Below are 13,567 nucleotides of genomic sequence, written 5' to 3'. Positions count from 1 at the left end.
CGCATCAGGCAGAACGTTAACGATAAACGCGGAGGCCACCCTCGACGCCGCGGCTAAACAGTACCTGCCAAAGCTCAATATCTCTGGCGCGGAAAACCCCAGCGCAGGCGCATAAATAGTAATTAAACATTCTTCTGAAGGTGGCGGAGTAACGTGAAGACAGCTCCGGCCATGCCTGATTAAAACGCTCATGCCAGGCCATCAGCGTTTTATCGTAATCGCTGCCAAAGTTATGCCAGTCTTCCATTACAAAGCGTGATTCGCTGGCCTCGGCAATATGCGATATCGACGGTAAGCAACCGTTCGGGAAAATGTATTTATTGATCCACGGATCGACGCTCATCCCCTTTTTGTTGCTGCCAATGGTATGCAGCAGGAACAGCCCGTCCGGTTTTAAACAACGGTCGGCGATGCTGAAATAGGTGTCGTAGTTTTTCGGCCCGACGTGTTCGAACATCCCCACGGAGACAATGCGATCGTAGTGTTTATCGAGGTCACGATAATCCTGCAGCAGAATATTAACGTCCAGTCCTTCACAGCGCTGTTGCGCCATTTTCTGCTGCTCTTTAGAGATAGTGACGCCTTCTACCGCCACGCCGTAATGACGCGCTGCATATTCCGCCAGTCCGCCCCAGCCACAACCGATATCGAGTAAACGCATACCCGGTTTGAGTTGTAGCTTCTCACAAATCATTTTTAATTTGGCATTTTGCGCATCGTCTAATGTGGTCGCGTCTTTCCAGTAACCACAGGAATATTGCATATGCGGATCCAGCATCAGCGCAAAAAGATCGTTCCCAATATCATAATGTTCTTTGCCGACAATCCACGCGCGGCTCCGCGACTGCAAATTAAACAGGCGAGCGCTGGCAATGCGTAAAATATCTTTCAGGTTGCCCGGCATTTGCTGGTCGAGTTTTGCTTTGAGAATTTTACAGAACAGAATATCGAGCCGCTCGCAGTCCCACCAGCCTTCCATATAGCTTTCGCCCAGCCCTAACGAGCCTTGTTGCAGTACCCGCTTAAAGAAACCGGCATGATGAAGTTGAATGTCCCAGGCACGAGAGCCATTAATCTGGATATCAGCTTGCGAAAGTAGCTCTTTCCCCATTCGGGTCCAGTTATCATTTGTTTCATTGACGATGACAGCATCTGAACAAAGCGTGTTCATGGTATTTACCAAAGTGGGCTAAAAATCGTTACGCAAGATTATTATGGAAAACTGAATGTATGTATTATGATCTGCGGACAAGATCTATCGAATAGCGGACACATCACCGGGAGCATTGACGATTTATTTATGGAGACTCTCGCGCAAAAACAGTGGAATTCATTCCCCGATAACTCCATTACGGAGTTGCCGCAGGACGTGTACTTTCGTTCTTATGTCCTGGAAGCCAACCATCATGTTCCGCAGCATTCGCACTCTTTTATGCAGTTTCATTTCGCCCGTAAAGGCAGCATGCGAATTGATGTTGCCGGCAAATGCTGGATAATCCCGGCGCATTATGGCATCTGGATCCCCAATAATACCGAACATGCGGTCTGGGCATTGGATGATGTGCATTTAGAGAATCTGGATATTAAGCCGGGTTTTCTTGAAGAGAGCATTAATGAATGTAAAGTGGTGGCGATCAGTAATTTCGCCAGAGAGTTTATTCATTACGCCACCAATTTAATTTCGGGCCATTATGATAGCCAGTCAAAAGAGGGCAAGCTGGTTAGTGTTCTGGTCGATATTATTCTGCAGCTCCCGGAAGTCGCTTTTGTATTACCCTGGCCGCACGATCGCGAATTAACCAAAGTGTGCCGGACAATTCAGGAATCCCCGGCGCTGGAGCATTCGGTTGAATACTGGGCGCAGCATCTGGGCATGTCAGCCCGTACCTTTTCACGGCATTTCAAAAAAGAAACCGGATTGCCCTTCAGCGTCTGGAAGCAAAAAATGCGTATTCTGGAGTCCGTATTAATGCTGAAGAAAAATAAAAGCGTAACTGCCGTGGCGCTGGATGTGGGGTATTCCAGCACCGCGGCATTTAGCTACGCCTTTCGCCAGGCGTTTGGCGTGCCGCCATCGAATTACTGATTAACGGCGTTGATGCCAGTAAGCCGTTGCGCGCACCAGTTGCTGATCGAACGCCGCGGTTTCAAAGCGAGCGCTGAGGTTTTTTACCACCCTGCCTTCGCCGGTAATCCAGATGAAATAATTGTCTGCCGGCACGTTCAGCCGCGATAATTGTTCATTCACCGCCTGTTCGTCATGGCCGATAATCCACTGAATAGTAAACTCGTCGAGATGGGCAAAATAGTCCTGATACGCCGCATCCTGCACGCTTACCAGCGCCGTTACGTTCGGGCGTACCGCTAAACGACTGAGCGACTCCAGCCGTCGGCGCAGCGCGGGCATTCCTGATTCATCACACACGTAAACCTGATACGCATAATCCTCTGGCACCACCAAAGAACCGCGCGGACCACCGATCGTCAGCTTGTCACCCTCGCGAGCATTCATCGCCCATGTGCTCGCCACGCCACCGTCATGAATATAAAAATCCAGCGCCAGCTCATGGCGCGCTTCGTCATACAACGGCGTGTAGTCACGGGAGAGCGGACGCACACCCTCGGCCCAGACAATGCCTTCATCGGTGACAACAGGCGGCACAAAATGGCTGCCCGGCTCCGGGAAAAAGACCTTGGTATGGTCATCAAAGCCGTGCGAGCTAAAACCGTCCAGCGCATCACCGCCCAGTACGATGCGCTGAAAACCCGCGCTAATACGTTCAACGCGCAGGACGGTAAGTTCACGGAAGCGCAGTTCATTGCGAACGCGCTGTGGGTAGCGTGAGGTGTTTTTTGTCATTTTTTCGCCTTCGTGAAGATAATACGATATATCTAAATTTATTTTTAAATGATAATGATTGCTAATCAGAAAGATTGCAAGCACTTTTTTGATATAGCCACCTTGTGATTACCAGCCATCACAGACCTTATAAAAATAGATAATAATCAACATATTAAAAAACATTTAATTTGTCGACTTGCGTAAAAACAACATTTAGATATAAATTAGATATATCTAAAACACATCAGGAGACGATGATGCAAAACCATCATGAAGGTTGCTGTAAACAGACAGAGCACCAACACGAAGGCTGCTGCAAGGGTGAAGGACATCACCACGAAAGCCGCCACAGTGAGCGCCATGCAGGCTGCTGCAAAGGTGAAGAGCATCGCCACGAAGGCTGTCACCAAGAACATCACCACGAACAGGGTTGCGGACGCCGCCACGGTCGCGGCGGCGGTCGTCGCCAGCGCTTCTTTGGTCACGGCGAATTACGCCTGGTGATTCTGGATATCCTGACCCGCGACGCCAGCCACGGCTATGAACTGATTAAAGCGATTGAAACCCTGACTCAGGGTAACTACACCCCGAGCCCGGGCGTTATCTATCCGACGCTGGATCTGTTGCAGGATCAAGCCCTGATCGCCATCAGCGACGAGGAAGGTGGGCGTAAGCAGATTGCCATCACGACTCAAGGTCTGCAGTGGCTGGATGAGAACCGCGAACATCTGGAACATATCCACGAACGTATTAAAGCCCGCTGTGTGGGTTTTGAATTACGTAAAAACCCACAGATGAAACGCGCGCTGGAGAACTTCAAAGCTGTGCTGGACCTACGCGTCAATCATGGTGATACCAGCGAGGCGCAGATCAAAAAAATCATTGGTATTATCGATCGCGCCGCGCTGGACATTACTCAGTTAGATTAATCTGCGCAGCAGGCGGAACCCGTGTCCGGCGTTGCGCCTGCTGTGGTTAAGATTAATGCAGCACCGTGACCGCATCTTCCAGACGACCCGCGCGATGTTTCACCATCGCGGAAATCTGGGCACTCTCTTCAACCAGTTCAGCGTTTTTCTGCGTAATGCTGCTCAGTTCATTCACCGCACGAGTCAGGCTGGAAAGACCATCGGACTGTTCCAGCGTTGAGTGGCTGATTTGCGCGATCAGTTGAGTGACGTTTTGCACCTGCGCCACAATATCGTCCATCGTACGCCCCGCGGCGTGCACCTGATCGGAGCCGGACTGTACCTTATCGGCGCTGGCATCAATCAGCTTGCGGATATCATTGGCCGCGCTGGCGCTACGACTGGCAAGATGACGCACTTCTCCCGCCACTACGGCGAAACCTTTGCCCTGCTCGCCCGCCCTCGCGGCTTCTACGGCGGCGTTCAAGGCCAGAATATTGGTCTGGAAAGCAATATCGTTAATCAGCGTGGTAATGGTGCCGATCCGCTGAGTGCTGTTGGCAATATCATCCATGGTTTTGATGACGATATCCATCGCCTCGCCGCCGTGTGTTGCCGCGCTGCTGGCAGCAATCGAGAGTTTATCGGCCGCGGCGGCGGTCTCAGAGTTTTGTTTCACCGACGCCGCCATCTGATTCATGGTGGTCACCGTTTCCTGCACATTCTCCACGGTCTGCTGCGTATGCTTGTTCAAATCATCACTGCCTTTTGCCAGCGTTTCGCTGTCGCTGCGCACACAACTCACCTGGCTGGAGACATCATGGATGAGCCAACGGCACATTAACCCCAGTTGCCCCACCGCTCGCAGCATCAAACCCAGTTCATCACTGCGGTTAAGATGCGATACGCTGTTGCGCTCACCGGTCGCCACTTTCAACGCCTGACGAGCAACATTCTCGATGGGACGCACAATTTGCCATTCGAAAATAGCCGTCCCCAGCAGCATTACCAACGCACTCATCAACAGTAACGGCCATTCGGCGCCTGTTTGCTGCAATGCGGTCGCCAGTACGGCAAACATCAATGCCATCACGCTGCGTACCCGCCAGCGAATCGGCAGTGCCGGGAGTTTACCCAGCCAGCCTTTGCGTACCACCAACCCTTTATGAATACGTCGGTTGCAACGTCCTTCATTCAGCGCTTTATATAAAGGCTCTACCGCCGCAATCTCTTCGTCAGTTGCCCGGGTACGAATCGACATGTACCCGGTCACTCGCCCTTCCCGCACCATCGGCACCGCGTTGGCCCTCACCCAGTAGTGATCGCCATTCTTACGCCGATTTTTCACAATGCCGCTCCATGGCTCACCCTGCTTAAGGGTGTACCACATATCCGCAAACGCCGCTTTTGGCATGTCCGGATGACGAACCAGGTTGTGCGGCTTATCGAGCAATTCATTCAGTTGATAGCCGCTGACCTGGACAAAGGTATCGTTCGCATGAGTGATATAGCTTTGTAAGTCGGTGGTGGACATGAGGGTGATATCATCATCCAGCGGTGTATTTTGCTGACTAACGTAGGGATGAGAAGACATGGTTGCGTCCTGTGCAGGTTATCTGGTTGTTAACTCTTTCGGCTTATGTTATTTCGGCGATAATCTTTTTATCTTTAGTTGTTAAATTTGATTTAGATCGCAATTTGCGATTAAACCTCAAAATCTGTACGCATTCTAATTCGTTGATTTAAAATACTTTCATTAAGTAACTATTCAATTGCACGTCTTCCCCCGCACCGTGACAGTGCAAACATTGCCCATTTTTAGCGCAAATACGCGTTAATTCGATCTGTTTTCAGGTGCCAAATCTGGGCAAAATGCCAGCAAATGTTAAATACTGGCATTAAATGTTGCGCAAATAAGATATTTCCTGGTGTTTATCCCGATTTTTGCTAAGCGCGCCGGAATGGCGCAATCCCTGCAATACTTAAATCAGTATCATGTGATACGCCAGCTCCGGGAGCATATTTTGAACAGGTTACCTTCCAGCGCATCGGCCCTGGCCTGCAGCGCACACGCACTGAATCTCATCGAAAAGCGCACGCTTGATCATGAGGAAATGAAATCATTAAACCGAGAGGTGATTGAGTACTTTAAGGAGCATGTCAATCCGGGGTTCTTAGAGTATCGAAAATCTGTAACTGCAGGCGGGGATTACGGAGCCGTAGAGTGGCAAGCGGGAAGCCTGAATACGCTTGTCGACACCCAGGGACAGGAGTTTGTTGATTGCCTGGGTGGTTTTGGCATTTTCAACGTGGGGCACCGTAATCCAGTCGTGGTTTCCGCCGTACAGAATCAACTCGCGAAACAACCTCTGCACAGCCAGGAGTTACTTGACCCGTTGCGGGCCATGCTGGCAAAAACCCTCGCCGCACTGGCGCCCGGTAAGCTGAAATACAGTTTTTTCTGTAACAGCGGGACCGAGTCGGTTGAAGCCGCCCTGAAGCTGGCGAAAGCGTATCAATCGCCGCGCGGTAAATTTACATTTATCGCCACCAGCGGCGCATTCCATGGTAAATCCCTGGGCGCGCTGTCCGCCACGGCGAAATCCACCTTCCGTAAACCCTTTATGCCGCTGCTGCCGGGCTTCCGCCATGTGCCGTTTGGCGATATTAACGCGATGCGTACCATGCTCAGCGAATGTAAAAAGACCGGTGACGACGTCGCCGCCGTGATCCTCGAACCTATCCAGGGTGAAGGGGGCGTGATCCTGCCGCCGCAAGGGTATTTGACCGCCGTGCGTAAACTTTGCGATGAGTTTGGCGCGCTGATGATCCTTGACGAAGTGCAGACCGGCATGGGGCGTACCGGCAAAATGTTCGCCTGCGAGCACGAAAACGTGCAGCCCGACATTATGTGTCTGGCCAAAGCGTTGGGCGGCGGCGTGATGCCGATTGGCGCAACCATTGCCACCGAAGAGGTGTTCTCCGTCCTGTTCGATAATCCTTTCCTGCATACCACTACGTTTGGCGGCAACCCGCTCGCGTGTGCGGCGGCGCTGGCCACCATTAACGTTCTGCTGGAGCAAAATTTACCGGCTCAGGCAGAGCAGAAAGGCGATATGTTGCTGGATGGTTTCCGCCAGTTGGCGCGGGAATACCCGGATCTGGTGCACGATGTACGCGGCAAAGGCATGTTGATGGCGATTGAGTTTGTCGATAATGAAATCGGCTATAACTTTGCCAGTGAGATGTTCCGCCAGCGGGTGTTGGTCGCCGGGACCCTGAACAATGCCAAGACGATCCGCATCGAACCACCACTAACGTTAACGATCGAGCAATGCGATCTGGTGTTGCGATCAACACGCAAAGCCCTGGCAGCATTACGGGTGAGCGTGGAGCAAATGTAATACCTGTCGGATGGCGCTGCGCGTATCCGGCCTACGCAAGCGTGTCCTTTCTAGGCTCAGGCGTAGCCGCCATCCGGCAGAATCATTCTCTGGCCCCACTCCTTTTTTGAATCCCATCACAATCACGGCATTCCCCTTTTCCCTTTTACGCTGCGACGGCTAAATTATTAACTCATCCGACCACATAACAATAATTTTACATACTGGACACCTTTATGAGCTATCCGTCGCTGTTCGCCCCGCTCGATTTAGGCTTCACCACGCTTAAAAACCGCGTGTTGATGGGTTCAATGCACACCGGGCTGGAAGAGTATCTCGATGGCGCCCAACGGCTGGCCGCGTTCTATGCCGAACGCGCGCGTCACGGCGTGGCTCTGATTGTGACCGGAGGCATTGCGCCAGCGTTATCCGGCGTGGGTATGGAAGGCGGCGCGGTGCTCAACGATACCAGCCAGCTCGCGCACCATCGTGTGATTACCGATGCCGTGCATAACGAAGGCGGCAAAATCGCACTGCAAATCCTGCATACCGGGCGTTACAGCTATCAGCCGCATCTGGTGGCGCCTTCCGCCATTCAGGCCCCCATCAACCGCTTTATGCCGCATGAACTGACGCACGATGAAGTGCTACAGCTGATTGAGGATTTTGCCCACTGCGCGCAGCTGGCGCGAGAAGCGGGCTACGATGGCGTGGAAGTGATGGGCTCGGAAGGGTATCTCATCAACGAATTCCTGACCCTGCGCACCAATCAGCGCGACGACGAATGGGGCGGTGGGTATGCCAACCGCATGCGTTTTGCCGTCGAGGTGGTGCGGGCAGTACGTCAGCGTGCCGGCAATGACTTTATTATTATCTTCCGCCTGTCGATGCTCGATCTGGTAGAAAACGGCGGCACCTTCGAGGAAACAGTCCAGTTGGCGCAGGCTGTAGAAGCTGCAGGCGCAACTATTATCAACACCGGTATTGGCTGGCACGAGGCGCGTATTCCCACCATCGCTACCCCGGTGCCGCGTGGCGCATTTAGCTGGGTGACGCGCAAGATGAAAGGTCATGTGACGATCCCCCTGGTCACCACCAACCGCATTAACGATCCTAAAGTCGCCGATGACATTCTGGCCCGCGGCGATGCCGATATGGTGTCGATGGCCCGTCCGTTCCTCGCCGACGCCGAACTGCTGTCAAAAGCGCAAAGCGGACGGTCGGATGAGATCAATACCTGTATCGGTTGCAACCAGGCCTGCCTGGATCAGATCTTCGTCGGCAAAGTCACCTCTTGTCTGGTGAATCCACGCGCCTGCCATGAAACCAAAATGCCGATCGTTACAGCCACTGTGCCGAAAAATCTGGCGGTTGTCGGCGCGGGTCCTGCAGGTCTCGCGTTTGCCATTAATGCCGCCGCGCGCGGGCATCACGTAACGCTGTTTGACGCCCATAGCGAGATTGGCGGACAGTTTAATATCGCCAAACAGATCCCCGGCAAAGAAGAATTCTATGAAACCCTGCGCTACTACCGTCGGATGATCGACGTGACGGGCGTGACGCTAAGACTGAACCACGTTGTCACCGCGCGCGATCTGGAACCCTTTGACGAGGCGATCCTCGCCAGCGGGATCGAACCGCGGATGCCGCCGATCGAGGGGATCGATCACCCGAAAGTGTTGAGCTATCTCGACGTCCTGCGCGATAAAGCGCCGGTGGGTAAACGCGTCGCCATCATTGGTTGCGGCGGGATCGGTTTTGATACCGCCATGTATCTGAGCCAGCCTGGCGCTCCCACCAGCCAGAACATCGCGGAGTTCTGTGTGGAATGGGGGATCGACACCAGCCTGCAACAGCCTGGCGGATTACGCCCGGAAGGTCCGCACTTATCCCGCAGTCCGCGTCAGATAGTGATGTTGCAGCGCAAGGCCAGCAAACCAGGGCAAGGTTTAGGTAAAACCACGGGCTGGATCCATCGTGCCACCCTGCTCTCACGCGGCGTGAAAATGATCCCGGCAGTCAGTTACCAGAAAATTGATGATGATGGATTACACGTCGTATTGAACGGCGAACCGGTGATCTTTAACGTGGATAACGTGGTGATTTGCGCCGGACAAGAGCCACGCCGTGAACTGGTCGATCCTCTCCACGCGGCAGGTAAAACGGTGCATCTGATCGGCGGCTGCGATGTGGCGCTGGAACTGGATGCCCGCCGCGCTATCGCGCAAGGCACGAGGCTGGCACTGGAAATTTAACGTCATGTCTTTCGTAGGCCGGATGGAGGCGCTCACGCCTCCATCCGGCATACGCGATTACCGACGACGACCTAATTTCACCGATTTGAGAATCACAAACTTATTATTGGTGGCGATGGTCTCGCAGTTGCCGAAAATCTTCTTCAGCTTGTGGAAGTAGTCGAGGTGACGGTTAGCCACGATATACAGCTCGCCGTTGATTTTCAGGCAGCGGCGGGCGTGGTGGAACATTTCCCACGCGATATTATCGGTCAACGCATGCTTCTGGTGGAACGGCGGGTTGCACAGCACGGCGTTAAAGCGGAACGGCTCAACCCCGGACAGCGCGTTGTTAATCATAAACTCACAGCGATCCAGTGCCTCAGGCATATTGCTTTCGACGTTCAGACGACTTGACGCCACCGCCATCGGCGATTCATCCACAAAAACCACGCTGGCTTGTGGGTTTTTCTCCAGCAATGTCAGGCCAATCACGCCATTCCCACAGCCGAGATCGACAATCTCCCCTTCAAGATTTGCAGGCAGGTGCTCAATAAAGAAGCGCGCGCCGATATCCAGTCCGGTACGAGAGAAAACGTTGGCGTGGTTATGGATAGTCCAGTCGGTACCTTCCAGCTTCCAGCTTAGCGTTTGCGAAGCAGCGGCAAGTTCAGGTTTGCTGAACGTACAGTTGATCAGACGGGCTTTTTTCCACGCCAGCGTCGTGGTGGTTGGACCCAACACCTTTTCAAACAGCTCCAGCGTTGAGGTATGAATGTCGCGTGCTTTCGCTCCGGCAATAATCCGCGTTTGCGGCGTCACCACTTCACGCAGCGCACGCAGCTGTTGCTCCAGCAGGGCCATGGTTTTAGGAATTTTAATCAGCACTACGCCCGGCGCCTGCGGATAGTCAGCGGTGCTGTCGAGAAACTTGACGCTCGATTCGGCGATGTCGTTGTGACGCAGATTCTCGCGCGTGGCCAACTCGCTTAAATAGGAGTCGCCAATGCTGTACGGCGTATGTTCCGCCAGCGCACAGCCCAGCGCGCCGAAGGTATCATTCAGGATCAGCACCGGGCCGCTAATCTCGGTATCGTCCAGCTGTTGCAGCAGATATTCATCCGCCGCTTCCCACGCCAGCAGCGGGTTAACGTCATCCGTTTCCGGGAAACGTTTAAGTGACAGCGAACGGAAACCGTTGTCTATGTGGCTCATCGGCCCTCCTGAATGGTAAAATTTCGGCGTATCCCTGAAAAGGGTGCGTGAGTATACACTTTTTATACTTTATATGGGGCAATAATGAGTCAGTTGACCTATCTGCAGGGCTACCCGGAGAACCTACTTGATCAGGTACGCACATTAATTGCCGAGCAACGTCTGGGAGCGGTATTAGATAAGCGCTATCCCGGCACGCATGACTTCGCGACCGACAAAGCGCTCTGGCAATATACGCAAGATCTGAAAAATCAGTTCCTGCGTAACGCCCCGCCGCTGAATAAGGTGATGTACGACAGCAAGATCCATGTTCTGAAGAATGCGCTGGGACTGCATACCGCCGTTTCTCGCGTGCAGGGAGGCAAGCTAAAAGCCAAAGCGGAGATCCGCGTAGCGACCGTTTTTCGCAATGCCCCGGAACCCTTCCTGCGAATGATCGTGGTCCATGAACTGGCGCATCTGAAAGAAAAAGAGCATAACAAAGCGTTTTACCAACTGTGCTGTCATATGGAACCTCAGTACCATCAACTGGAGTTCGATACCCGCCTGTGGTTAACGCAACAATCGTTAAAGCAAAGTGCGTAGTCGCGCACTGGCTTTGTCTTCAGGGCATGCTAAATTGACGAAAGGATCCCTTTTAGCAGCCTGAAGGCCTTTATGATACGTTTCGCAGTAATTGGCACAAACTGGATCACTCGCCAGTTTGTCGATGCCGCCCATGAAACCGGCAAATATAAGTTAACCGCGGTTTATTCCCGCAGTCTTGAGCAGGCACAGACCTTCGCTAACGATTATCTCGTCGAGCACCTGTTTACCTCGCTGGAGGCGATGGCCTGCAGTGACGCGATTGACGCCGTCTACATCGCCAGCCCAAACTCCCTGCACTTCCCGCAGACAGCGCTATTTTTGCAGCACAAAAAGCATGTCATTTGCGAAAAGCCGCTGGCCTCAAATCTGGCGCAAGCTGAAGCCGCTATCGCTTGCGCGCGCGAAAATCAGGTGGTGCTGTTTGAAGCATTTAAGACCGCCAGCCTGCCTAACTTCCTGCTGCTGCAGCAAGCGTTACCCAAAGTGGGCAGAATCAGGAAAGCGTTTATCAATTACTGCCAATACTCCTCGCGTTACCAGCGTTATCTGGACGGTGAAAATCCGAATACATTTAATCCGGCGTTCTCTAACGGTTCGATTATGGATATCGGCTTTTACTGCCTGGCCTCAGCGGTTGCGCTTTGGGGCGAACCACAGAGCGTGCAGGCCAGCGCCAGCCTGCTGGAAAGCGGTGTGGATGCCCACGGCGTGGTCGTACTGAATTACGGTGATTTCAGCGTCACACTCCAGCACTCCAAAGTCAGCGACTCGGTATTAGCCAGTGAAATTCAGGGCGAGTCGGGTTCGCTGGTCATTGAGCATATCTCTGAATGTCAGAAAGTGTGCTTCGTGGCGCGTGGTGGCAAAACGCAGGATCTGACGGTGCCTCAGCATATCAATACAATGCTGTATGAGGCAGAGACTTTTGCTCATCTGGTTGAATCTGGCGAAGTGGATCATCCGGCACTAAGCGTCAGCCGGATCACCGCCAAACTGCAAACGGAAATTCGCCGTCAGACCGGCGTGATTTTCCCCGCAGACGAAACGGTGACGTCGCTGACTGCGTAAAGGTATGTAAAACAAATGTTGCAGGCCATTGACTGCATCCATGGCCTGTAATATTTTGTAACCCGCAAAGGGGAGTAACTTCGTTGTCGGTTGATCGTCATTACGATGTGTGCAAAACCACATCCGGTCACCGGGCAACAACAAAGGAATACGCTAGCGTATTCCTTTGTTGTTGTAAGTGAGACCTTGCCGAATGGCAAGGTCTATGCATAAAAAGCAGCGGCTAACGTCATTCGGCGTTGGCCGTTTTTTTTGCATGGGGGAATTATGAATACTGTCGGCACACCGTTGTTGTGGGGCGGCTTCGCTGTTGTGGTGGTGATTATGTTGGCCATCGACCTGCTGCTGCAGGGTCGCCGTGGCGCACATACTATGTCGATGAAGCAGGCGGCAGCCTGGTCTATCGTCTGGGTAACGCTGTCGTTACTGTTTAACGCCGCATTCTGGTGGTACCTGGCCCAAACGCAGGGCCGCGCCGTTGCCGACCCACAGGCGCTGGCGTTCCTTACCGGCTATCTGATCGAGAAATCACTGGCGGTAGATAACGTCTTTGTCTGGTTGATGCTGTTCAGCTACTTCTCGGTACCGCCTGCGTTGCAGCGTCGGGTACTGGTGTACGGCGTACTGGGCGCGATTGTGCTGCGTACGATTATGATCTTCGCAGGTAGCTGGCTTATCGCCCAGTTCGAATGGCTGCTGTACGTGTTTGGCGCGTTCCTGCTGTTTACCGGCGTGAAGATGGCGCTGGCGAAAGAGGATGCTTCCGGTATCGGCGACAGACCGTTAGTCCGCTGGCTGCGTAGTCATTTACGCATGACCGATACCATCGAAGACGAAAAATTCTTCGTGCGTAAAAACGGACTGCTGTTCGTCACACCGCTGATGCTGGTGTTGATTCTGGTTGAGCTGAGTGATGTCATTTTTGCCGTCGACAGTATTCCGGCAATCTTCGCCGTCACAACCGACCCGTTCATCGTGTTGACCTCAAACCTGTTTGCTATTTTGGGTCTGCGTGCGATGTACTTCCTGCTGGCTGGCGTGGCGGAGCGTTTCTCCATGCTGAAATACGGCTTGTCGGTCATTCTGGTGTTTATCGGTATTAAGATGCTGATCGTCGATTTCTACCATATCCCGATCGCTATCTCGTTAGGCGTGGTGTTCGGTATTCTGTTCGTTACGCTGGTCGTGAATGCGTGGGTTAACCACCAGCACGATAAAAAGCAGCAAATACAGTAAATTTCATTCGCTAGCTGAAAAGCCCGACAACACACTGCGTGCGTCGGGCTTTTTGTTTATCATGTCAAAATAATGTTAATTTAAAGTTATAAA

At 52.8% G+C, this 13,567-nt stretch carries 11 protein-coding genes; 7 read left to right on the top strand and 4 right to left on the bottom strand.

Annotation, left to right across the window (positions count from 1 at the left end):
• Positions 1-16 precede the first annotated feature (16 nt).
• Positions 17-1,171: a cyclopropane fatty acyl phospholipid synthase gene (gene cfa / locus AC534G_RS03305; protein ID WP_110496776.1), complete on the bottom strand. Its 1,155-nt coding sequence runs from the start codon at positions 1,169-1,171 to the stop codon at positions 17-19.
• A 66-nt stretch (positions 1,172-1,237) separates the two neighbouring features.
• On the opposite strand from cfa, the gene AC534G_RS03300 reads away from it, so the two are divergent.
• Complete coding sequence (locus AC534G_RS03300; RefSeq protein WP_110496774.1) at positions 1,238-2,086, top strand: helix-turn-helix domain-containing protein; 849 nt, start codon at positions 1,238-1,240, stop codon at positions 2,084-2,086.
• On the opposite strand, the gene AC534G_RS03295 is transcribed toward AC534G_RS03300, so the two are convergent.
• Positions 2,087-2,860: a siderophore-interacting protein gene (locus AC534G_RS03295; protein ID WP_038634038.1), complete on the bottom strand. Its 774-nt coding sequence runs from the start codon at positions 2,858-2,860 to the stop codon at positions 2,087-2,089.
• A gap of 236 nt (positions 2,861-3,096) precedes the next feature.
• On the opposite strand from AC534G_RS03295, the gene AC534G_RS03290 reads away from it, so the two are divergent.
• Positions 3,097-3,771 (top strand): PadR family transcriptional regulator, encoded by a 675-nt coding sequence (locus AC534G_RS03290; protein WP_162620708.1) that lies wholly within the window; start codon positions 3,097-3,099, stop codon positions 3,769-3,771.
• A gap of 52 nt (positions 3,772-3,823) precedes the next feature.
• On the opposite strand, the gene AC534G_RS03285 is transcribed toward AC534G_RS03290, so the two are convergent.
• Positions 3,824-5,344: a methyl-accepting chemotaxis protein gene (locus AC534G_RS03285; RefSeq protein ID WP_085048682.1), complete on the bottom strand. Its 1,521-nt coding sequence runs from the start codon at positions 5,342-5,344 to the stop codon at positions 3,824-3,826.
• A gap of 430 nt (positions 5,345-5,774) precedes the next feature.
• On the opposite strand from AC534G_RS03285, the gene ygjG reads away from it, so the two are divergent.
• Both ygjG and AC534G_RS03275 read left to right on the top strand, forming a co-directional pair.
• Entirely contained in the window at positions 5,775-7,154 is a 1,380-nt protein-coding gene (ygjG, locus tag AC534G_RS03280; RefSeq protein ID WP_167371260.1) for a putrescine aminotransferase, read from the top strand.
• 215 nt (positions 7,155-7,369) lie between these two features.
• Positions 7,370-9,388, top strand: a complete 2,019-nt coding sequence (locus AC534G_RS03275; protein WP_110496771.1) for an NADPH-dependent 2,4-dienoyl-CoA reductase — start codon at positions 7,370-7,372, stop codon at positions 9,386-9,388.
• A gap of 57 nt (positions 9,389-9,445) precedes the next feature.
• Here AC534G_RS03275 and rlmG read toward each other — a convergent pair whose 3' ends face one another.
• The gene (rlmG, locus tag AC534G_RS03270) at positions 9,446-10,582 is read right to left on the bottom strand and encodes a 23S rRNA (guanine(1835)-N(2))-methyltransferase RlmG (RefSeq protein WP_069324369.1); all 1,137 of its coding nucleotides are present in this window, start codon (positions 10,580-10,582) and stop codon (positions 9,446-9,448) included.
• Positions 10,583-10,666: 84 nt separating this feature from the next.
• Here rlmG and AC534G_RS03265 point away from each other — a divergent pair, with 84 nt between their 5' ends.
• From AC534G_RS03265 to AC534G_RS03255, 3 genes are all read left to right on the top strand, one after another.
• The gene (locus tag AC534G_RS03265; protein WP_069324370.1) at positions 10,667-11,167 is read left to right on the top strand and encodes a M48 metallopeptidase family protein; all 501 of its coding nucleotides are present in this window, start codon (positions 10,667-10,669) and stop codon (positions 11,165-11,167) included.
• A 72-nt stretch (positions 11,168-11,239) separates the two neighbouring features.
• On the top strand, positions 11,240-12,238 hold the full coding sequence (locus tag AC534G_RS03260) for a Gfo/Idh/MocA family protein (protein ID WP_110496769.1): 999 nt from the start codon (positions 11,240-11,242) through the stop codon (positions 12,236-12,238).
• A gap of 267 nt (positions 12,239-12,505) precedes the next feature.
• A complete protein-coding gene (locus AC534G_RS03255; protein WP_038642882.1) occupies positions 12,506-13,474 on the top strand; it encodes a TerC family protein in 969 nt (322 codons plus the stop codon).
• The last annotated feature ends 93 nt before the right edge of the window (positions 13,475-13,567 follow it).

Source organism: Citrobacter sp. CRE-46, from assembly GCF_059615875.1.
This window is presented reverse-complemented; position numbering and strand designations above follow the sequence as displayed.